This is a genomic window from Mucilaginibacter aureus, from assembly GCF_053514885.1.
This window is the reverse complement of record NZ_CP170601.1, coordinates 3,326,811-3,347,215: the sequence shown is the minus strand read 5'-3', so window position 1 is coordinate 3,347,215 and position 20,405 is coordinate 3,326,811. Positions and strand designations below refer to the sequence as shown.

Annotated in this window: 19 protein-coding genes and 1 tRNA gene; 9 read left to right on the top strand and 11 right to left on the bottom strand. The window is 43.7% G+C overall.

Annotated features, from left to right (window positions below; translation table 11 throughout):
- The first annotated feature begins 3 nt into the window (after positions 1–3).
- Positions 4–534, top strand: coding sequence for a hypothetical protein (locus ACFGVR_RS14385; RefSeq protein WP_448698006.1), 531 nt, complete (start codon positions 4–6; stop codon positions 532–534).
- Between the two features lie 87 nt (positions 535–621).
- Here ACFGVR_RS14385 and tamL read toward each other — a convergent pair whose 3' ends face one another.
- Positions 622–2,976: a translocation and assembly module lipoprotein TamL gene (gene tamL, locus ACFGVR_RS14380; protein ID WP_448698005.1), complete on the bottom strand. Its 2,355-nt coding sequence runs from the start codon at positions 2,974–2,976 to the stop codon at positions 622–624.
- Between tamL and ACFGVR_RS14375 the strand changes: the two genes are divergently transcribed.
- The 3 genes from ACFGVR_RS14375 to ACFGVR_RS14365 all read left to right on the top strand — a co-directional run bounded on the left by ACFGVR_RS14375 (position 2,967) and on the right by ACFGVR_RS14365 (position 4,040).
- On the top strand, positions 2,967–3,716 hold the full coding sequence (locus ACFGVR_RS14375; protein ID WP_448698004.1) for a TrmH family RNA methyltransferase: 750 nt from the start codon (positions 2,967–2,969) through the stop codon (positions 3,714–3,716). The two genes, tamL and ACFGVR_RS14375, sit on opposite strands and share 10 nt — an antisense overlap.
- 46 nt (positions 3,717–3,762) lie before the next feature.
- Positions 3,763–3,833, top strand: a tRNA-Cys gene (locus tag ACFGVR_RS14370).
- Between the two features lie 30 nt (positions 3,834–3,863).
- Positions 3,864–4,040, top strand: a complete 177-nt coding sequence (locus tag ACFGVR_RS14365) for a spore protein (RefSeq protein WP_448698003.1) — start codon at positions 3,864–3,866, stop codon at positions 4,038–4,040.
- Between the two features lie 44 nt (positions 4,041–4,084).
- On the opposite strand, the gene ACFGVR_RS14360 is transcribed toward ACFGVR_RS14365, so the two are convergent.
- The gene (locus tag ACFGVR_RS14360) at positions 4,085–5,119 is read right to left on the bottom strand and encodes a quinone-dependent dihydroorotate dehydrogenase (RefSeq protein WP_448698002.1); all 1,035 of its coding nucleotides are present in this window, start codon (positions 5,117–5,119) and stop codon (positions 4,085–4,087) included.
- Positions 5,120–5,187: 68 nt separating this feature from the next.
- Between ACFGVR_RS14360 and ACFGVR_RS14355 the strand changes: the two genes are divergently transcribed.
- Both ACFGVR_RS14355 and ACFGVR_RS14350 read left to right on the top strand, forming a co-directional pair.
- Positions 5,188–5,955 carry an SGNH/GDSL hydrolase family protein gene (locus ACFGVR_RS14355; RefSeq protein ID WP_448698001.1) on the top strand — a complete coding sequence of 256 codons (768 nt, stop codon included), beginning with the start codon at positions 5,188–5,190 and terminating at the stop codon, positions 5,953–5,955.
- 5 nt (positions 5,956–5,960) lie between these two features.
- The gene (locus ACFGVR_RS14350) at positions 5,961–6,941 is read left to right on the top strand and encodes an aldo/keto reductase (RefSeq protein WP_448698000.1); all 981 of its coding nucleotides are present in this window, start codon (positions 5,961–5,963) and stop codon (positions 6,939–6,941) included.
- A gap of 81 nt (positions 6,942–7,022) precedes the next feature.
- On the opposite strand, the gene ACFGVR_RS14345 is transcribed toward ACFGVR_RS14350, so the two are convergent.
- Positions 7,023–7,553, bottom strand: a complete 531-nt coding sequence (locus ACFGVR_RS14345; protein WP_448697999.1) for an O-acetyl-ADP-ribose deacetylase — start codon at positions 7,551–7,553, stop codon at positions 7,023–7,025.
- Between the two features lie 95 nt (positions 7,554–7,648).
- Here ACFGVR_RS14345 and ACFGVR_RS14340 point away from each other — a divergent pair, with 95 nt between their 5' ends.
- Positions 7,649–8,173: an acyl-CoA thioesterase gene (locus ACFGVR_RS14340; protein WP_448697998.1), complete on the top strand. Its 525-nt coding sequence runs from the start codon at positions 7,649–7,651 to the stop codon at positions 8,171–8,173.
- A gap of 2 nt (positions 8,174–8,175) precedes the next feature.
- On the opposite strand, the gene ACFGVR_RS14335 is transcribed toward ACFGVR_RS14340, so the two are convergent.
- From ACFGVR_RS14335 to ACFGVR_RS14320, 4 genes are all read right to left on the bottom strand, one after another.
- Complete coding sequence (locus ACFGVR_RS14335) at positions 8,176–9,093, bottom strand: c-type cytochrome (protein ID WP_448697997.1); 918 nt, start codon at positions 9,091–9,093, stop codon at positions 8,176–8,178.
- A gap of 174 nt (positions 9,094–9,267) precedes the next feature.
- On the bottom strand, positions 9,268–10,533 hold the full coding sequence (locus ACFGVR_RS14330) for a type IX secretion system plug protein (RefSeq protein ID WP_448697996.1): 1,266 nt from the start codon (positions 10,531–10,533) through the stop codon (positions 9,268–9,270).
- A gap of 176 nt (positions 10,534–10,709) precedes the next feature.
- Positions 10,710–12,632, bottom strand: a complete 1,923-nt coding sequence (locus ACFGVR_RS14325) for an ABC-F family ATP-binding cassette domain-containing protein (RefSeq protein WP_448697995.1) — start codon at positions 12,630–12,632, stop codon at positions 10,710–10,712.
- Between the two features lie 80 nt (positions 12,633–12,712).
- Positions 12,713–13,129, bottom strand: a complete 417-nt coding sequence (locus ACFGVR_RS14320) for an EVE domain-containing protein (RefSeq protein ID WP_448697994.1) — start codon at positions 13,127–13,129, stop codon at positions 12,713–12,715.
- A gap of 88 nt (positions 13,130–13,217) precedes the next feature.
- Here ACFGVR_RS14320 and ACFGVR_RS14315 point away from each other — a divergent pair, with 88 nt between their 5' ends.
- Positions 13,218–13,595: a group III truncated hemoglobin gene (locus tag ACFGVR_RS14315; RefSeq protein ID WP_448697993.1), complete on the top strand. Its 378-nt coding sequence runs from the start codon at positions 13,218–13,220 to the stop codon at positions 13,593–13,595.
- A gap of 31 nt (positions 13,596–13,626) precedes the next feature.
- On the opposite strand, the gene ACFGVR_RS14310 is transcribed toward ACFGVR_RS14315, so the two are convergent.
- Together ACFGVR_RS14310 and holA are read right to left on the bottom strand one after the other, a co-directional pair.
- Positions 13,627–13,836 carry a hypothetical protein gene (locus ACFGVR_RS14310; protein WP_448697992.1) on the bottom strand — a complete coding sequence of 70 codons (210 nt, stop codon included), beginning with the start codon at positions 13,834–13,836 and terminating at the stop codon, positions 13,627–13,629.
- 259 nt (positions 13,837–14,095) lie between these two features.
- On the bottom strand, positions 14,096–15,118 hold the full coding sequence (gene holA, locus ACFGVR_RS14305) for a DNA polymerase III subunit delta (RefSeq protein ID WP_448697991.1): 1,023 nt from the start codon (positions 15,116–15,118) through the stop codon (positions 14,096–14,098).
- Positions 15,119–15,234: 116 nt separating this feature from the next.
- On the opposite strand from holA, the gene ACFGVR_RS14300 reads away from it, so the two are divergent.
- Positions 15,235–15,681, top strand: a complete 447-nt coding sequence (locus tag ACFGVR_RS14300) for a type I restriction enzyme HsdR N-terminal domain-containing protein (protein WP_448697990.1) — start codon at positions 15,235–15,237, stop codon at positions 15,679–15,681.
- A 30-nt stretch (positions 15,682–15,711) separates the two neighbouring features.
- On the opposite strand, the gene ACFGVR_RS14295 is transcribed toward ACFGVR_RS14300, so the two are convergent.
- Both ACFGVR_RS14295 and ACFGVR_RS14290 read right to left on the bottom strand, forming a co-directional pair.
- Positions 15,712–17,526, bottom strand: coding sequence for an ATP-binding protein (locus tag ACFGVR_RS14295; protein ID WP_448697989.1), 1,815 nt, complete (start codon positions 17,524–17,526; stop codon positions 15,712–15,714).
- 123 nt (positions 17,527–17,649) lie between these two features.
- The gene (locus ACFGVR_RS14290; RefSeq protein ID WP_448697988.1) at positions 17,650–20,346 is read right to left on the bottom strand and encodes a valine--tRNA ligase; all 2,697 of its coding nucleotides are present in this window, start codon (positions 20,344–20,346) and stop codon (positions 17,650–17,652) included.
- Between the last annotated feature and the right edge of the window lie 59 nt (positions 20,347–20,405).

Genomic DNA, 20,405 nt, shown 5'->3' with positions numbered 1-20,405 from the left:
GATATGAAAAAATGGCTCCTTGTTTTGTTTATTGCCGGCCTTGGTTTTGCGGCCCATGCAGATGTTATCCTGATCAGAAACTTTACTGTGAAAGAAAATCCTTTTGCAAAGAACGAGGTAGCTGTTGTAGCGACAGATACCGCGGGAGTGATACAGGAAAACGTTGATGGGGTATTTAAGTTTACGATAAATGGTTTTGACGAAGATCTGAGTTTTGCCAACGGTACTGCGTTTTACCATCACAAACTGGATAAATCGAGCTTTATTTATTTAAAACACAGTAACGAAAAGGGTTCGAACTCGATGCTTTTTTATGTTTATAAACAGGATACCAAGCTTACGCCGGTACACATCAGCTGGATAATATTGGTGGCTATCCCACTGATATTGGTGCTGCTGGGCTATATGTTTAAGCGTTTTATCATTATTGCGGCGGTTATTTTTTGCGTTTTTTTATACTTTAACCACCATAGCGGACTGGGCGTGGGCACGTTTTTCGATACCGTATTTGATGGGTTGAAACACGTGTTTTAGATGGAAGATGTGAGATGTAAAATGGAAGATGTAATGGAGAAATGAAAAGGAACCGTTTTCCATCGTCCCTCTCACATCTTACATCCGTTAAAAAGGCAATCCTATTCCAAAATTGAGCTGCATAAAGCTATACGGATCGCCGCCGTTGGCAACCTGGTAGTTATGTTTAAACGATCCGGCCCTGAAAAGTTCGTCGCCGTGCTTTAACAGCACCCATTGCTCAGAGCCGCTAAATTGCGGGTCTTTAAACTTAAAGGCCATATCCAAACGGAATACAAAGAAACTCAGATCGAACCGTAAACCGGTGCCAACACCAATGGCTGTTGATTGAAAAAGGTTATTTAAACCAAAAGTACCGTCGGGACTATCCGTTTCGGGTTTGAGGCGCCAAACGTTACCAAAATCGGTAAAGAGCGCACCATTTAATTTAGAACCAAAAAAGTTATCGAGCAAGCCAAAACGGTATTCGGCGTTACCTACAATTTTTATCTCGCCAAACTGATCGAGGTATTTTAAACGGTTGCGCAGTGTATCACTGGTATAAGCGGTAGCCCGATTAAATTGGCCCGGTCCCAAAGTGCGTGGCAGCCACGAGCGTATATCATTCGATCCGCCGGCATAAAAGTTTTTTTCGAAAATAAGCTGGCTGCTGTTACCGTAAGGGACACCTATACCCGCGTTGAACCTGAAAACAAATTCCTGGCCTAAGTTTAACCGGCGGTAGAACCGGACATCGGTTTCGGCCTTGGCATATTGCGCAAACGTTTGCCCAAACAAAGTACGCTGCCCTAAGCTATCTTTACTGGTATTGAACAGATTACTTAACAAGCTCAAGGTATTGCCGCCAACATCAACGGCGCCGCGGAAATAAATAAAGTTATCAAGCGAGTATAGCTTATTGGCGTTTACCTGGTAGGAGTATTTACTGCCTGCTGTAAAAATTGTACGGCCGATCAAATAAACATATGAATAGCGGTTTTGGTCAACAAGCTGACTTTGGGCTGTGGGATCTATGATCCCCTTTGAAAATTCGATATTAATTGGCGTAAGCGAATGCAGTTTTTGCGGGGTTTCGGCCCAATCGTAGGTAATAGAATTGATAATGCTTTTTCGCGATACCAGGCCATCCTGAAAAAACAACTGGTAATTTGATGATATGGTGGTGTGCGGCACGCCATATTTGCCAGGTATGGGCAGTTTAAACGGCGATATGATACGCGGATAAACCAGGCTCAACCCGGCTTTAAAATCCTGGTTTTGGATGGAGTTGGCCGCAGTTGACGATCCGTTGAACAACACACTCCAGCTTAGTTTTAGCTGTAATATCTCGGCACCTTTAAACAGGTTACGATCGGTAAAGGTATTATCGATGTTAAAACCCGTATTGCCACCGAGATTAAAAATAAACTCGGCCTCAACCCTGTCAGACATATGCTTAAGCGGAATGATATCAATGCGGCTATCCAGCCTGTTGGTACTATCGGCAGTTTTGGTATAGGTTGGATTGGGCACGTTACGAAAAACATTGAGCTCCGAAAGCCGCGCCGTGGTTAGGTTTTGTTGTTCGATATTATACTGATCGCCTTTGCGTTGAAAAATATAATTAGTTAACGCCGATGGTTTAAACTTATGCGAGTAATCCACGAAAGTGAATTGCGAATCAACTTTGATAGAATCGGCTTTGCCAACAGGTTTACCGTTGCTGGCATAAATGGTGATGAGCGTGTTATTGATGGTATAAATCTCATGCTTATCATCATCCGGCGGATTTGATATGATACGGGTAACAGCTACCGCGCTTTTGTTGAAAGCGGTATCGTAATTGTAGTTGATGGATTGCCTGTAAAAGTCGAAATAGCCGTTGCGTTTCATTAACTGAAAGATATCTTCACGCTCGAGCGCCAGGCTGTCAATATCGTAGGGATCGCCAACTTTAATATGGCTCACCAGGGATCTGTTAGCGTTATACAGGATTTTTACGTGCGGATCTTCAATACTGTCTCTTACCTTTTGCACCTTGAACAGGGGGCCTTCGGTAGCGTTAAATATAAGCTCGGCTTTTTTGCCTTTGATCTTGACCTGGTTTTCAACCTTTGCTTTTAAATAGCCTTTGTGGATCAAAAACTTTTCGATCTGCACCCTTGAAAATTCTACCAGGTCTGAATCCAGGATACGTGGCGCCTCGCCGATATCATTTTTACCGTGCTTGCTAAAGGCATAATAAAATTGGAGGTTTAACCAGTTATTGGGTTGCTGCTCTTTATCAACATAGTTTACCGCAGCCAACTGATATTGCTTATCAATTCCGTTTAAAGTTATTTTCCGTACCAAAACCTGATTATCTTTGAGCCCTCGGGTGGTACTGCACGCCTGGACCAAAAAGAGAATAATAATACTTAAAATTGTAAGGCTGTAATTATTATACCGGGTATATGCTTTCAAAGTCTCAAATCAGTTTTTTAAAATCCTTACAACAAAAAAAAGGCAGAAAAGAACATGGTCTTTTTTTGGTTGAAGGTATCAAATCGGTAACAGAATTCATTAACTCGGGTTACAATATTGAGGCCATTTACCACACGCCTGCTTTAGCCGCAAAAATGCTCAATTTATCCCGAAAAATAAACATTCAGGAGATATCGGCAAACATGCTTGAAAAAATAAGCAGTTTAACTACCCCACAGGATGTTATAGCCCTTATAAAAATACCACAACCAGCCAAAATTGAAACACCAACACTGCAACAAAGTTTTGTTTTAGTGCTGGATGGTATACAAGATCCCGGCAATCTGGGCACTATTATCCGCACGGCCGATTGGTTCGGCATTAAAAACATGGTATGTTCGGAGGATACGGTTGATGTTTATAACCCCAAAGTTGTACAGGCAACCATGGGTTCGCTTGCGCGGACCAATGTGCAATACCTAAACCTTGTTAATTTTATTAAACAAAGCAAACTACCTGTTTTTGGGGCTTTGCTGGCCGGAAACAACATTTACAATACCGATTTTGGCAGCGAGGGCCTGATTGTGATGGGTAATGAGGGAAACGGCATCCGCCCTGAAATTGAGCAATTGATACAACACCGGGTAACCATACCACAGGCCGGAAAAACGGAATCGCTGAACGTGGCGATCGCTACTGCGATATTTTGTTCAGAACTTAGTAGAAAAACCTTAAAATAAAAATTGTAAGGCAATATAATATTACTATTTTTGCAGTCCAAATTAGGGTCGGGTGGCCGAGTGGCTAGGCTGAGGTCTGCAAAACCTCCTACAGCGGTTCGAATCCGCTCTCGACCTCAAGGTATTAACGTTAAAAAAATTAAAGTCATGGGTGTTACTCGTTTAAAAAGAAAAGATAGAAGAAACAAAACATTTAGCCGTTTAGAAGTTCAGCATTTAAAACTGGCTACTAACCTGGAACCAGGAAGCCGTTCACGGCAATCGACTAAAGATCAGTTAGCTAAAAACAATGCTGTTTTAGCTGCTTTAGAAGCTGCAAAGTAATTAGCTAATTCTTCTTTACAAGGAAATTTAAAATCCTGTTGGTGCTATACCGACAGGATTTTTTTGTTGATACGGCTGATCAGTCCCGGGCCTTCGTAAATAAAACCGGTATAAAGCTGCACCAATGCCGCGCCGGCTTCCAGCTTGTCCAAAGCATCCTGTGGCGAATGGATGCCGCCTACTCCTATTATCGGGAACGATTGTTTTGATTTGTCTGACAAATATTTGATTACTTCGGTTGAGCGCTGTGTTAAGGGTTTACCACTTAAGCCACCTGTTTCGCTTTTGTGTGCCGATGTGAGACCCTCACGGCTGATGGTAGTATTGGTGGCAATGACGCCTGCTATATTTGTTTCTGTTACGATCTCTACAATATCGTTCAACTGGTCGTTAGTGAGATCGGGAGCTATTTTGAGTAAGATAGGCCGCACAACCGGATTTTTAAGGTTACGCTGCTGTAAGGTGTTGAGGATATTTTTTAAAGGCTCTTTTTCTTGCAGAGCACGCAGGCCTGGTGTGTTGGGCGAACTTACGTTGACCACAAAATAATCAACCACATCGTGCAAACGATCAAAGCATTTAATATAATCGTCGACAGCGTTTTCGTTAGGGGTAACTTTATTTTTACCGATGTTACCACCGATAATCAAACCCTTATCTGCTTTTTCTGAATCGCGGTAAGCCTTTATACGCTGCGCAACCACATCTACCCCCTGGTTGTTAAAACCCATCCGGTTAATAAGCGCGCTATCATCAGGCAAACGAAACATGCGCGGTTTATCATTACCCGGCTGAGGCAAAGGGGTTACGGTACCTACTTCTACAAAGCCAAAACCAAGGTCGGCCATTTCGGTTATCAACTCAGCATTTTTATCGAAACCTGCGGCCAAACCTACCGGGTTTTTAAATGTTAAACCAAATACTTTTTTGTTTAACCGCTCGTCATTAAAAGCCCATATACTGCGACTCAAGGCGGCCCCTCCCGGAAAACGGTTAAAGCGTTTTAAATTACGCACTACAAAATAGTGCACCTTTTCGGGATCGAACTGAAACAGTATAGGTTTGATAAGCGAGTACATAGCCGCGAAGTTAGCTTTTTTGACAATGTGTTTTTTGTGTATATCTTAGTTTCGAGAAAAATATACCAATGGAAAACCAGTCAAAAAATTCGAGACGTAATTTTATACAAACCGCAGCTGTGGGCGTGATAGGCAGTTTAGCCATACCGCAAATTGTTGCGGCCGCCATGCCCGCTGCCAAAGGCAAAAAGATCACTCTAAACAACAACGATATCGTGTTGTTTCAGGGGGATTCGATAACTGATGCCGGGCGTAATAAAACCGATATTAAAGCCAATACCGTTGCTTACTGGGGCAGCGGTTATGCGCTGATAGCGGGCAGTCATTTGTTAAAAACTTATCCTGCCAAAGGCTTACAGATATTTAACACCGGGATAAGCGGCAACAAAGTTTACCAGCTTGCGGACAGGTGGGAGAAAGACTGCCTGAACATTAAACCTAATGTACTGAGCATTTTGGTAGGCGTAAACGATTTTTGGCATACGCTGACCAATGGTTATACCGGTACTATTGATACTTACCGGACCGATTATAAAAAACTGATAGACCGTACCAAACAGGCTTTGCCAGATGTAAAACTGATTATTGGTGAACCGTTTGGTGTAAAGGGCGTGAAAGCTGTTACCGATAAATGGTACCCGGCGTTTGATGAGTTCCGTGCGGCGGCGAAAGAAATTGCCGAGGCTTACCAGGCTGCATTTATACCTTACCAAAGCATTTTTGATAAGGCAGTTGAAGTAGCACCAGGCAGTTACTGGACAAATGATGGTGTGCACCCAAGTGCAGCAGGTGTTACCTTAATGGCCGAGGCCTGGTTGGAAACTGTAAAAGGATAGATATTATGGAGTACAGAAAATTTAAGGACGTTGAGATAGCCGAAGTGGGCCTGGGTACCTGGCAATTGGGCAGCGCCGATTGGGGCAATATTAACGAGGATGACGCGATCAGCATTTTAAAGGCTTATGTTGACGAAGGCGGAAATTTTATTGACACCGCTGATGTTTACGGCATGGGTGTAAGCGAAACTATTATAGGGAAATTTTTAAAAACTATTGATAAGCCTATTTACGTGGCTACCAAGCTTGGCCGCAAAGGCGATGCCGGCGGCTGGCCCCCTGCTTATACTTACGACTATTTAAAACGCCACGTTGAGGATTCGTTAAAGCACCTGGGGCAATCGCAATTGTTTTTAGAGCAGTTGCATTGTGTACCTACCGAAGTAATGCGTAAAGGTGAGATATTCGATCATCTGCGTAAGCTGCAACAGGAAGGGCTGATCAAATACTTTGGCGCCAGTGTTGAAACCAGCGAAGAAGCGTTGATATGCCTGGAGCAGGAAGGTTTGGCATCGCTGCAGATCATATTCAATATCTTCCGCCAGCATGTGGCCGATGAGGTTTTTGCCAAAGCCAAAGAAAAAGACGTGGCCATTATTGTACGCGTGCCGTTGGCGAGCGGTTTATTGAGCGGCAAGTTTAGTGAGCAAACTACCTTTGCGGTAAATGACCACCGTAATTATAATGCGAACGGTGAAGCTTTTAATACAGGTGAAACCTTTTCGGGAATAGAGTTTAAGGAAGGTGTGCGCCTGGCCAATAAAATTAAAGGGCTGCTGCCCGATAGCCGGATGCCGCAATGGGCAATCCGCTGGATACTGGACCACCCGGAAGTAACGACCGTGATACCGGGCGCAAGCAAGGTGTGGCAGGTGTACAGCAATATCGAATCGTCGGACCTGAAGCCTTTATCGCCTGAGATACACGAAGATCTGCGCAAGCTATACGATGAAGAAATCTACGAAAGGATAAGAGGACATTTTTAATATTTCAAAGAACATTTTTACAGCTTTCGCAAGCTGATACATAAAGATAGTTCTTTGAAAAGAGAAAGTAGTCTCACACTTTTAAGACGTTGGGCTTTGCAAAATGGAATGGTAGAGGTGGTAATTCTCGTCATCAAAACAAACAAAGATCACCTGTTGTAAACTATCGTTTGACTGCAGGAAAGCATCAACGGTTGCAATAGCTATGCGGGCAGCATCGGGTTTGGGGAAACGATAGATACCTGTGCTGATGTTGGGGAATGCGATAGTTTTTACATCATTATCTACTGCAAGTTTCAAACTATTACGATAGCAGTTAGCCAGCAATTCATCCTGCTTTTTGTTGCCGCTGTTCCAAACCGGGCCAACGGTATGGATAACGTATTTTGCAGGCAGGTTGCCGCCGGTTGTGATCACCGCTTCGCCGGTTTTACAGCCGCCCTGTTTGTTTCGTATCGCGATGCATTCGTCTAAGATAGCTTTGCCGCCCGCGCGATGAATAGCTCCATCAACACCGCCGCCACCTAACAAACTGCTATTTGCAGCGTTTACAATGGCATCCACCTGTTGTTTAGTGATATCGCCCTGAGTGAGTTTAATGCGCTTGTCCATAAGGTAAATACGCGCTAAGATAATTTATGTTTGGATATTAACCGCGGTAAACTGTTATACCTTGTCTAAATACTATATTTGCGTAAAGCACAGCTATGAAAACACCCAAAGATTCGCATACGATAATGAATGAGTTGGTATTACCTAACGATACCAATACACTTAACAATTTAATGGGTGGACGGTTGCTGCACTGGATGGATATAGCTGCCGCAATTGCTGCGCAAAAACACTGCAACCGTATTGTGGTAACAGCTTCGGTGGATAATGTATCTTTTCAGTACCCTGTCAAATTGGGCGATGTGATCAGTATCGAATCAAAAGTTACCCGGGCTTTCAATACTTCCGTCGAGGTGCGTTTGGATGTATGGGCGCAAAATATCCCATCGGGTACACGCAATAAAAGTAATGAGGCCTACTACACCTTTGTTGCGCTTGATAAAGATGGCAATACCGTGCAGGTGCCCGAACTGGTACCCGAAACCGAAGAAGATAAGTTATTTTATGCCGGGGCATTGCGCCGCCGCCAGCTACGCCTGGTTTTAGCCGGACGGATGAAAGCCGATGATGCTACCGAGTTGAAAGCCTTGTTTTTTGACCCAATGCCAGGGAAACCATAAAATCAATGCCCTTTAACCTGATGCACTACAGCCGGAAGGGATTGTATATAGGCATAAATATCATCAACCTGGTTATCGCTTAAAGCGTGAAACTGTGGCATTGGCGGGTGTAGTTTTCCCTCTGGTGATTCGCCTTGCCTGACCGCTTTGCGGAAATCCATTTTGCTGTAGTTACCTATGCCGGTTTGTTTATCCGGAGTTATGTTTGAAGCATATACCGTGAGGCCGTTCGGCGTTTTAAACTTCTGTCCGCCCGTCATAAAACCTTTTGTTTGTTCAATATCTAAATAATCAAGATTAGTGAGGCTTTTTGAATGGCAATGGAAACAGCCGATGTTATCAACCAGGTAACGGCCATTGGCAACCCCATCATTAGCAGCGGGTAGTTTTACATTGGCTTTATAAGGCAGGGGCTTCGCGGTAGCGTTCATTATAGTTTTACCCATAAAGTTTAAATTTGTTAAACCTATGGTAGTATCAGCTGCAGCCACCGGCGCGTCTCCCGATCGTAAATACACAATAATGGCGTTAATGTCATCCTCGGCCATATTGGGGTGCAGCATATAAGGTAAAAAGTGCCCGTCTTTAGTAATACCTGTTTTTAACAAATACCTCAACTGCGCATCTGTATACCTTGGTGGGATGCCATTGGTTTTAGAGTTGGTGAGATTTGCCGAGTATACCTTGCCCATAAAACCCGGGATATCATGTATCCGCCTACCGATAAATTTATCCGTCCGCTTATCGTAGTGGCAGTCGCTGCAAATATTGGCAACCAGGTTTTTACCCCGTTCAAAAGCAGCGGGTGAAGCAGCTGCTGTATAGGTTGCTGTAGTAGTTTCGAAATAAGTTTTGCAACTGCCTATGGTAATGGCAGCGCCTGTCAGGCAGATGAATATTAAGCGTTTGTGCTTACCCATTATGTTGATGTTAATTACCAGATAGCTACGTAGTTGATTATGGACCAGCACGATACCTTTAAATAACTTGCAGTAACGGTAAATGTTTGACTTAAAGGTATCGATTTTTGATGTTTCAACTTTTTTGGGATCTCACATCAAGAATAGCACATCTTACATCTTACCTAAAAACCACTATCTCCTGTTCGTCGTGTTCAACAACCTATACCCTACCAGCTCGTCCCAGCGGGCGCCGGTGCGGCGGTAGTAAATTAAGATCTGGTAATCGTTTTCGGTTTCAAAGTACGAACCTTCGAACGTGGTATCATCGGGTATGCCGGTAGACTTGGGAACCCAGATGTATTGGTAATCATAAACGCCTTGTTTTAAATACTGATCCGTATAAAAGCGACTTTTGGTATTATCGTAATCCATACGGCTTTGTGCATCCAGCTTGTAGTTATTAAACTTACCTACAATGTAAGCTGCACCATCTGCCTGCGACCTGTTCCCGGCAAGGCTAAAATAAATGTGCACGTAATCGGCATCGATACGCGGGTCGCGGCCATCCTGGTTCAGCACAAAAAAACTGCCATCGTTATCGTACTGAAACGAATAAGAAGCCGCATCGCGATTTGGATCGCCTAATAATACTACGGTATTGGCGGTGTCGCGATAGATCTTGCCTACCCTTTCGGAGTTTAAGCGCAGCGAGCGCAGATCAAAATGCCTGAACTCGTTACCGCCGGTAAAATCATTGCTCGTCATATCGGTATACAGCAACTGGTTACCGCGTACATTAAACGGGCGGGTATTTACCTGGGCTTTATCAGTACGCCCATTTTGAAGCACCAGTGCCCGGATATCATTTAATGGATTTTGTACCGATAGATTACCATAATTTACCTGCAGGTTGATCTTTTGATTGGTTTGCCGCAGTGTGTTATTGTATGATGCAATAACCTCGGCACCGATGGATACTTTGCCATCAACCACGTAAAAGCGGCGGGTAAATACCTCTTTGGACTGGTCGCCATCCTCAAAAACTTTCAGAATATAGTTGCCTGATATTTTGGGTACGATGCTAAAGTTTGGCAGCGTTAGCTCGTAATGCACATACTTTTGGAGGGTATTGGTTGAGTAGCGGTAATCGTTGATACGATCTTCGGTGAAGCTTTGCAGGTACTCGGTTGGCGACAGGCGCGACGAGTTCCAATCGGCATCACAATGCTCAATGGTGTAGGTGAAGTTACGGCTGTTAGCGCGCAGATCATCAAAAGTTAACAGCAATTGCTCGCTTGAGCCTAAAGCAAATACCGGGAATGACTGCTCTTTGTTTTTATTATAAAACTGGATGGTTTTGATTGACGACTGGTAAACATGGTCGTTATAAGGTTGCTGGGCGAAGGTTTTGAAGGTAATGATGGAAAGCAGGAAGAATAAGTAGTTTTTCATCATCATAAAAATATAAAAAAACCGTCATTGCGAGCGGTAGCGAAGCAATCCCCGACTTACAGAGCGGCTCTGCATATTGGGGATTGCTTCGTCCCTCGCAATGACGCGCGGAGAGATTTTTATTTCTTGACAGAGGATAAAAATCACATCTTCCATCTTACCTCATCCCTCTTACATCAAACCTACGCTTCCAGCTCCATTATTTGCTCGGCCAAAGCCTCCCATTCCTCCTGGGTTTTGGCTAACTCATCCTTTTTTTGCTGGTACGATGCGTTAACTTCCTTTGATTTTGCAGGGTCATTATAAACGCCGTCTTCGGCCAGTTTATTTTCCAGTTGTTTTACTTCCTTTTCAAGGTTGCCTATTTTTTCTTCCATTCGGGCCAGGTCGCCATTCAGTTTTTTTAACTGTTTTGACTTATCTTCTGACGGATACTGCTCTTTAACCGGCTCCTTCTTCTCTTCCTTTTTGGGTTGAGGGACAGGTATGGCGGTTTTAGGCTCCAGTTTGCGTTTGGCGTACCACACATCAAACTCGGCATAGGTGCCCGGGTATTCTTTAATTTTTTGATCTTCGATAAACCATATCTTGTTGGCTACATTATCAAGGAAATACCTATCGTGCGATACCGCTATAAATGTTCCTTCAAATTGTTGCAAAGCCTGTATGAGGATGTTTACTGATTGGATATCCAGGTGGTTGGTGGGCTCATCAAGGATTAAAAAGTTAGCATCCGCGGTAAGCGCCTTAGCTAAAGCCACGCGCGATTTTTCGCCACCCGAAAGCACCCTGATCTTTTTAAACACATCATCGCCGGTGAACAGGAACGAACCTAAGATGGAACGCAGCTCGGTATCGGTATGTTTTGGTGCAAAAGCCTGCAGCTCCTGTAATATCTCGTTATCTAAATGCAACGACTCTAATTGGTGCTGCGCGAAGAAGGTTTCGGTTACGTTATGGCCGGTAACCATTTTACCGGTAAAGTCCTTATCGGCATCGGCAATAATGCGCAGCAAAGTAGATTTACCTTTACCGTTGGCACCGATGAGGGCAATTTTATCGCCTTTTTCAATTACCGCTTCGGTATGATCTAAAATGCTGAGGTTTGGATAGCTTTTGCTGATATCCTCTAAAGTGATGACGTGCCTGCCCGATTGTTTGGAGAAACGGAACCTGAAGTTAACCTCGGGGTTCTCATCATCCACATCTTCAACACGCTCCAGCTTATCGAGCATTTTGATACGCGATTGCGCCATTTTTGCCTTTGATGCCTTGGCGCGAAAACGTTCGATCAAACGTTCTTCCTGGCGGATCTTAGCTTGCTGGTTTTTAAACTCGCCTTTTTGTATCTCACCGCGCAAAGCTTTCTCTTCTAAATAAAAAGAGTAATTACCTGCGTAAACCGTTAATTTACCTTTACGGGATTCGACAGTCCGGTTAATCACTTTATCTAAAAACCACCTGTCGTGCGATACGATAACCACAGCACCTTCAAAGGCTTTCAAATAATCTTCAAGCCATTGGATAGATGGTAAGTCGAGGTGGTTGGTAGGCTCATCCAGCAGCAGGATATCAGGCGCCTGCAATAATATTTTGGCCAACATTACCCGCATGCGCCATCCACCCGAAAAGGTGCTAAGCTTGCGGTGCGTATCGGCTTCGCTGAAACCTAAACCCGCTAAAATTTCGTGGGCTTTGTATTCAATGTTATAACCATCCAAAGCTTCAAACTCGGTTTGTTTGTCGCTTAACTTATGGAGCAGGTCTTCGCTATAGTCAGTTTCGAGCTTTTTAAGCAGGTTCTCAATTTCGGTATGCAGCTGGTTTTGGCGCTCAAAAGCTTCCATGGCCACATGCAGGATATTTTTATCGGATGAGTACGAAAGCAGATCCTGGTTAAGGTATCCCATGGCCAGGTCTTTAGCCATAGACACGGTACCCGATGTAGGTTTGTAATCGCCTACAATAATTTTTAATAAAGTGGTTTTGCCGGTACCATTGGCACCAATTAAACCAATTTTTTCACCGGGTTTGATATGCCAGTTGGCTTCATCGTAAAGGGCCCTTGCACCAATCTCGAACGTAAGGTTATTAATCGCAATCATTTGGCCGCAAAGGTACGAAATTGCCCCCTAACCCCCTAAAGGGGGAACATAATTTTACAAACAGGTGCTTAAAGCTCCTTTCAGGGGGTTTGAGGGCTCCCCATCTCCACTATCTTATCAAACTCTTCTTTTTTAAGCGCCGTTACCGATAGCCTGCCAAGTTTCACTATCTGTATATCCGCCAAACTCGGTTCGGCTTTTATTTGGGCAAGAGTAACCGGTTTTTTAAGAGGCTCAACCGGGGCCAGGTCAACCACCAACCAGGCGGTATCGTCGGTTGTAGGGTCCTGGTAGCTTTCTTTCACTACCTTGGCTATGCCAACCACCTCTTTACCCTCGTTGCTGTGATAAAACATCACCAGATCGCCCTCGCGCATATCGCGCAGGTTATTTCGTGCAGTATAGTTGCGCACACCGTCCCAATGGGTACGGCCATCTTTATTAAATTTTTCCCAGCTGTATTTTTCAGGTTCCGATTTTACGAGCCAATATTGCATGTAGTGAATGTTTTTACGGGGGCTAATTTAGGAAATTGTTTGCTGGTTGAAATAGGCACTGATGAGAAACTGTAATATATTTGCCCCTATGCCAACCGACATTGCATCCCGTAAGGATATTGAGTTTTTATTAGACAAGTTTTACGAACGCGCCTTCGCCGATGACGTGATCGGGTTTATTTTTACTGAGGTAACACACCTTGACCTGACCGTGCACCTACCCATTATTGCCAATTTTTGGGAAGACATGCTTTTGGGGTCGCACCATTACAATGGCAATCCCGTTAAGGTACACCAGCAAATTGATAAATTAAGCGAACTGAACGAGCAGCAGTTTAACCGCTGGCTGTTTTTGTGGCAAATTACGATAGACGAATTTTTTACAGGGTTGGTTGCTGATGAGGCCAGACAACGGGCAGGGAATATTGCGAAAATTATGATGGTGAAGATATTGCAGAACAGGTAATAAAAAAAGCCCCTTGCGGGGCTTTTTTTATTTAGCTTGGTTTTACAACCGCACTCTTCTCCTTCATCACCACATGCTTTGTTTTGGTACCACTATAGTGTTTGTGTTTGCTAAACACGTTGTGAAACTTTTGGCCCACGGTGGTAGTTTTTTTAACCTTAGCTTTATCCTTAACTACGGTTTGTGCAAAGGCGCCCGCTGTAAGCGCTACCATTGCTAATAAAAACAGAATCTTTTTCATGGTTTAATTTTATTTGAGTAAGTATATTCAATACTTATGCCGTAAACAAAAAGCACGTTTACAGCGAATTATAGTCTATACCGCATTAAAACGGTGGACTAATTAGTGGACGTTTTGAGGTGAAAGGTGAAAGGTGAAAGGTGAAAGGTGAAAGGTGAAAGGTGAAAGGTGAAAGGTGAAAGGTGAAAGGTGAACCCCACGCTCCTGTCCGACATAGTTATAAAGCCTTTAAGCTTTCTGCCTTTAGCCTTTTACCTACTTAATGAAGTATTTTAAACATCAGTTCTTTCATCAAACCGCCGTGATCGGTGTTTGATTCAACGCCTTTGCTTTTGAGGTCGTACTCACGCAGCAGGCCGATGATCTGCATGGATTTGCCGTAGTTGAAGGTGCGGGCTGCCTGCTCGTAATCTTTTATAAAAAATGGGCTTACGCCTAATTCTCGCGCCAGGCCCTGCGGCGATTTATCGGTTGCGTAATGGTAGCGCAAAACTTTGGTAAAGTAGTTATTAAGGGTACCAAGCACCACCACAATAGGGTTGGCTTTGGGATTAGCTTCAAAGTAATTAATGATGCGGTTTACTTTAACTACATCTTTTTTGCCCAGCGCGGTTTGCAGCTCAAAAACGTTATACTCCTTACTGATGCCGATGTTATCCTGGATCTCTTTCGGTGTGATCTCTTGCCCTTTGCTTACGTTGAGCATCAATTTTTCAAGCTCGTTGGCTATTTTCGACAGGTCGTTACCCAGGTACTCCCCCAGCAAAGCCGAAGCCTGCGGACTGATCTTGTAACCTTTTTCCTGCACAAAATCTTCTATCCAGCCGGGGACCTTATTATCGTACAGGGCAGTCGACTCGAATACGATGCCGTTCTTATCGATGGCTTTGTATGATTTTTTGCGCTTATCAAACTTGCCATATTTATAGCAAAACACCAGAATGGTGCTGGGCAGCGGATTTTCAAGATAGCTCAGCACCGGGTCGATGCTTTTTTTGTCGTCGTCTTCCTTGCCCCATTTCATATCCTGTGCCTCTTTTACCAAAACCACCTGGTAATCGCTCATCATGGGGTAACGTTTGGCCGCGTTAAGCACCGTCATCATATCGGTATCTTTACCGTAAACTACTGTTTGGTTAAAACCACGCTCGGCATCGCTCAGCAGGTTATGCTCAATGTAATTTGCCAGCAGATCAATAAAGTAAGGTTCTTCGCCATGCAAAAGATACAGGGGTTTGTACTTACGGTTACGGAGATCTTTTAAAATTTCGGGAGCAGTCATATGATAAGTCAAAAGTAAAAATTCAAAATTCAAAAGCTGTATGTGTTGATAGTTTAGTTTAAACATTCGCATTTAAATGGGGTATTTTTGACCTTTGAATTTTTACTTTTGACTTTATGCTACAGCCACTTAATTTACCGCCTTATGCTTTTAAAATAACCGACGAAAACGGACAGCTTTTCCTGTTTGATGAGATCCGTAAAAAGGAGGTTGTGTTAACGCCCGAGGAATGGGTGCGCCAGCATTTTGTTCAGTACCTGATCCGCGAAAAGCGTTACCCGCGCAGTTTGATCAGGCTGGAAGGCGGCTTACGCTTAAACGGCCGTGCGCAGCGCAGTGATATTGTGGTGTTTAATAACAAGGGCGAAAAAATATTGATGGTAGAATGCAAGGCGCCATCGGTTAAGATAACGCAAAAAGTGTTTGACCAGATAGCCCGTTATAATTTTGTACACCAGATAGGGTTACTGGCGGTAACTAACGGCCTGCAGCATTACTATTGTAAAATTGATTTTGAGCAGCAGCGGTTTGACTTTATTGAGACGCTGGAAAATTATATATAGTTGAGGAGGCTCCTCCGGAGCGGGGCTTGTTTAACTTACCGGGATAACCAGGTTGAGCATTTTATCCATCAGCTCGTTTGGTTTAAACGGTTTGGATACATAGTCGTTCATGCCGGCGTTGTACACTTTTTCTTTGATATCAAATAAAGCTGAAGCGGTAAGCGCGATGATAGGGATGGTGGCTTTTTTAGGATCGGGCATTTTACGGATCGCTTTTGATGCTTCGAACCCATCCAGAACCGGCATTTGCAGATCCATCAGGATGATATCGAAATTACCGTATTGCAGCAATTCGATAGCGCGCTCGCCGTTTTCGGCAATAACCGGGGTAATGTTCCACTTGCTGAAGAGCTTTTTCATCAGCATCACGTTAACCGGGTTATCTTCGGCAATCAATACCTGCATATTGCCGATAGGGTAATCGCCACGCTCGGCCGGGGTAATATGCCGCAGCGGCTCTTCGACCACCATACTATCGGTTGATACCGGGAAGTCCATAATAAAATAAAACTCAGAACCGACACCTATTTCGCTGGTTAAATTGATGTTTACGTTTTGCAGTTCCAATAAACGCTTTACAATAGCCAGGCCCAAACCGGTGCCGCCAAACTGGCGCGTAGTGGTGATGGACTCCTGTGTAAAAGGTTCAAAAATGGCAGCTATCTTATCATCGGCAATACCGATACCCGAATCTTTTATAGAAAACCGGATGGTAGCCTCGTTGTGCCTGTCTTGCACACAGGTAATGCTCACTTTCACACCGCCTTTTTTGGTGAATTTAATGGCGTTGCTGATCAGGTTAAAAATGATCTGCGATAAGCGGGTGGGGTCGCCTATCATATAACGGGTTTTTAAAAAGCCATCAACATGCAGGTTAAAACCCAGGCCCTTTTCCTGCGCCTTAAGCATTTGCCCGCCACAGATATTCTGCATCAGTTCGTTGAGGTTAAACTTGATGTTTTCGAAAGCAATTTTACCCGATTCGATCTTGTTAAAATCAAGCACATCATTGATCAGCGTAAGCAGGTTACCTGCCGAAAAGCGTAAGATTTCGAGATTTTCCTTTTGATCGGGACGCGGACTTTCCATCATCAGCAAATTGCTCATACCAATTACCGCGTTAAGCGGCGTACGGATCTCGTGCGACATGGTAGAAAGGAAATCGGACTGGGCCTCGGATGATTTTTCGGACCTGACCATCGCTTTTTCGAGCTTTTCGTTTAGGCGCTTTTCCGAGTCGGCAAATTCTTTAAGCTGCTTTATATTTTTAACAAAGGCGCCATAAAAATGCCCCTGTAAAAACATAATGATGATAAAATTAAAAAACACGCAAACGATCATGGTGTAACCGTCAATTGTTTCGGGTTTTAATTTGGTGAGTATATGGTTGGCATCATCATAAATTAAAAATGCCAGGATAGGCAATAAATTAGCCAGCGAGTAGAACGTTCCCCATTTAACATCGAGCATGTAATACCCGAAAAGAATAATGAGCAATACCAATTGAATAACAATGATATTGACATTTTGAAACAAAATATAAACAGAAAAAAAGACCACGCCTGTACCTGTGGCTAACAGGGCGTGTGATACGGTTACCCAATCGGGTATATAAGTAAAATACTTGAAAAGAATGAAGAATACAAGGAGCATGATAAGCGACATGCTGAACTGTATTGATTCGTGCAGGTTAAATACATTAGGCAAAATTGCCAAAATGCCTACAAAGGAAAGTATTAAGCCGTAATAGATTAAACGAATACGCGCCTGATCGAGGATCGAATCATCTTCAGAAATTATATTTTTAATTGATAAGTTAAAAAAACTTATGCGCCGCTTGCTCATTAAATCAATAGAATAATTAAGGAACTATAAAGATATATAAATTAATATAAATAGTTAACCTTCAACATGCATAGCGCATGTTGAAGATCAACTTTCTTAAATTATATAACAATTAGTTTGCCATTAATTACCTAAGGCTTTTAAGCTCTCTTGTATGATGCTGATCTTGGTATCGGCATCGGCTTTCTTTTTTTGTTCTACGGCAATTATCTCGGGTTTGGCATTGGCCATAAAACGCTCGTTTTGCAATTTGGCGTTAACCGATTTTAAGAAACCTTCGAGGTATACAAGCTCGGCATTTAAACGCTCTCGCTCAGCATCAATATCGATATTGTTCTGTAATGGGATAAAAAACTCATCGGTGCCCACCATAAAGCCGGCCGCGCCTTCAATTTTGCTATCAGTAAAATCTATCGTTTCAATATTACCCAGTTTGGTAATAATGGCCAGATAGGCATTATAATCGGTACCCGAATTTACTTTGATGCTTAAAGACAGCTTCTCTTTTGGTGAGATCTGTTTGGCATTACGCACATTACGAACTTCGGTTATCAGTTGCTTGATTGCTTCTATTCCAGTTAACAACTGAGTATCCATTTCCCCAATATTGGGCAATTGCGCAACAATGCAGCAATCCATAGTGCTGCGGTCGCCGAATACTTCATCGTGCCAAAGCTCTTCACTAATGAAAGGTGTAAAAGGATGTAATACCTTTAAGATGTTTTCGAAAAAATGAACGGTAGCCGTATAGGTTTCTTTATCGATGGCCTGTTTTTCGGCATCGGGGTTGTAAGCCGGCTTAATCATTTCGAGATACCAGGCGCAAAAATCGTCCCATACCAGTTTATAGGTCGTCATCAGTGCATCCGACAAACGGAATTGGCTAAAATGTTCTTCAATTTCGGCTAAAGCCTGATTAAAACGGCTATCGAACCATTGTATAGCTGCCAGGTTAGGATTAGTGAGACTTTCGTCGATCTCCCAGCCTTTGATCAGTTTAAAGGCGTTCCATATTTTATTACCGAAGTTACGACCCTGCTCGCAATGACTTTCGTCGAACATCAGGTCGTTACCCGCAGGTGATGACAGCAGCATACCTACGCGCACGCCATCGGCACCGTATTTCTCTATCAGATCGAGCGGATCGGGCGAGTTGCCCAACGATTTTGACATTTTACGCCCCAGCTTATCGCGAACGATACCTGTTAAGTAAACGTTTTTAAACGGTACTTCACCGCGAAACTCGTGCCCGGCCATGATCATACGCGCTACCCAGAAGAATAGAATTTCGGGAGCGGTAACCAGGTCGTTGGTTGGGTAGTAATAATTAATATCCTGGTTATTCGGATCTTTAAAGCCATCAAAAACCGATATCGGCCAGAGCCATGATGAGAACCAGGTATCTAATACATCTTCATCCTGAGTCAGGTTGGCAGTTGTGAGTTGTGAGTTGTCGGGTGTGAGTTTTTTTGCTTCAGCAAGCGCTTCTTCGGCTGTTTTGGCAACTACATATTGGCCGTTTGGTAAATACCAGGCCGGGATTTGCTGCCCCCACCATAACTGGCGGCTAATGCACCAGTCGCGCACGTTTTCCATCCAGTGGCGGTAGGTGTTTACAAATTTTTCGGGGATAAGCTTGATATCACCTTTTAAAACATAGTCCAAAGCAGGTTTGGCCATTTCGTCCATTTTGCAGAACCACTGCATAGATAGTTTTGGTTCGATGGCGGCATTGGTACGCTCAGAAAAACCTACCTGCGATTTATAGTCTTCAACTTTTTCAAGCGCGCCGGCTTCTTCCAATAAAACGGCAATTTTTTTACGGGCGGCAAAGCGGTCCTCGCCAACCAATATCTGCGCCTTATCGTTCAGCGTACCGTCGTCGTTTAAAATATCAATAACGGGCAGGTTATGTTTCTGGCCCAGTTCATAGTCATTCAGATCATGCGCAGGGGTAACCTTTAAACAGCCTGTGCCGAAATCCATGCTCACGTACTCATCCAGTATCACCGGTATTTCGCGGTTAATTAATGGAATAAATACTTTTTTACCATGCAGATGGGTGTACCGCTCATCGTTAGGGTTGATACAGATGGCTGCATCCGCCATAATGGTTTCGGGACGGGTAGTTGCTATGGTGAGGTAAAGGGATGAACGGTTAAAGGTTAAAGGTTCTTCCTTTTGCCTTTCGCCTTTAGCCTCATCAACCACCGCATATTTAATATAATAAAGCTTCTGATTAACTTCTTTACGGATAACCTCTTCGTCGCTAACAGCGGTTTTGCCTTGCGGATCCCAGTTCACCATGCGTACGCCGCGGTATATCTGGCCTTTTTTGTACAGGTGGATAAAGGTATCGATAACGGCTTCGCTCAGGTCGGCATCCATGGTGAAACGGGTACGATCCCAATCGCAGCTTGCGCCTAATTTTTTTAATTGTTCGAGGATGATGCCGCCATATTTTTCTTTCCAATCCCAGGCATGGCTTAAAAACTGTTCGCGGGTAAGGTCTTTTTTATTGATGCCCTGCTCTTTTAACAAAGCCACTACTTTGGCTTCGGTAGCGATGGAGGCATGGTCGGTGCCGGGTACCCAGCAGGCATTTTTGCCTTTCATGCGGGCGCGGCGTATCAGCACATCCTGTATAGTATTATTGAGCATGTGGCCCATGTGCAAAACGCCGGTTACGTTTGGTGGCGGGATGACAATGGTATACGGTTCCCGCTCATCGGGCACCGATTTAAAAAAACCATGCTGTAACCAATAGCTATACCACTTATCTTCTGCCTGTTTGGGCTGATACGTTTTAGAAATACTCATAATTTTGCAAAAGTAGCGTTTTGGGGGGAGAGTTCATAGTTGATGGTTCATAGATCATG

Bases quoted from the DNA above. Each gene is read 5' to 3' on its own strand.
- ACFGVR_RS14290 (WP_448697988.1), bottom strand. From the start codon at position 20,346: ATGAGTATTTCTAAAACGTATCAGCCCAAACAGGCAGAAGATAAGTGG.
- ACFGVR_RS14320 (WP_448697994.1), bottom strand. From the start codon at position 13,129: ATGCAATATTGGCTCGTAAAATCGGAACCTGAAAAATACAGCTGGGAA.
- ACFGVR_RS14340 (WP_448697998.1), top strand. From the start codon at position 7,649: ATGAAAACACCCAAAGATTCGCATACGATAATGAATGAGTTGGTATTA.
- ACFGVR_RS14375 (WP_448698004.1), top strand. From the start codon at position 2,967: ATGCTTTCAAAGTCTCAAATCAGTTTTTTAAAATCCTTACAACAAAAA.
- ACFGVR_RS14310 (WP_448697992.1), bottom strand. From the start codon at position 13,836: ATGAAAAAGATTCTGTTTTTATTAGCAATGGTAGCGCTTACAGCGGGC.
- ACFGVR_RS14330 (WP_448697996.1), bottom strand. From the start codon at position 10,533: ATGATGATGAAAAACTACTTATTCTTCCTGCTTTCCATCATTACCTTC.
- ACFGVR_RS14350 (WP_448698000.1), top strand. From the start codon at position 5,961: ATGGAGTACAGAAAATTTAAGGACGTTGAGATAGCCGAAGTGGGCCTG.
- ACFGVR_RS14335 (WP_448697997.1), bottom strand. From the start codon at position 9,093: ATGGGTAAGCACAAACGCTTAATATTCATCTGCCTGACAGGCGCTGCC.
- ACFGVR_RS14315 (WP_448697993.1), top strand. From the start codon at position 13,218: ATGCCAACCGACATTGCATCCCGTAAGGATATTGAGTTTTTATTAGAC.
- ACFGVR_RS14295 (WP_448697989.1), bottom strand. From the start codon at position 17,526: ATGAGCAAGCGGCGCATAAGTTTTTTTAACTTATCAATTAAAAATATA.
- ACFGVR_RS14355 (WP_448698001.1), top strand. From the start codon at position 5,188: ATGGAAAACCAGTCAAAAAATTCGAGACGTAATTTTATACAAACCGCA.
- ACFGVR_RS14325 (WP_448697995.1), bottom strand. From the start codon at position 12,632: ATGATTGCGATTAATAACCTTACGTTCGAGATTGGTGCAAGGGCCCTT.
- ACFGVR_RS14385 (WP_448698006.1), top strand. From the start codon at position 4: ATGAAAAAATGGCTCCTTGTTTTGTTTATTGCCGGCCTTGGTTTTGCG.
- ACFGVR_RS14365 (WP_448698003.1), top strand. From the start codon at position 3,864: ATGGGTGTTACTCGTTTAAAAAGAAAAGATAGAAGAAACAAAACATTT.
- ACFGVR_RS14345 (WP_448697999.1), bottom strand. From the start codon at position 7,553: ATGGACAAGCGCATTAAACTCACTCAGGGCGATATCACTAAACAACAG.
- ACFGVR_RS14300 (WP_448697990.1), top strand. From the start codon at position 15,235: ATGCTACAGCCACTTAATTTACCGCCTTATGCTTTTAAAATAACCGAC.
- ACFGVR_RS14360 (WP_448698002.1), bottom strand. From the start codon at position 5,119: ATGTACTCGCTTATCAAACCTATACTGTTTCAGTTCGATCCCGAAAAG.
- holA (WP_448697991.1), bottom strand. From the start codon at position 15,118: ATGACTGCTCCCGAAATTTTAAAAGATCTCCGTAACCGTAAGTACAAA.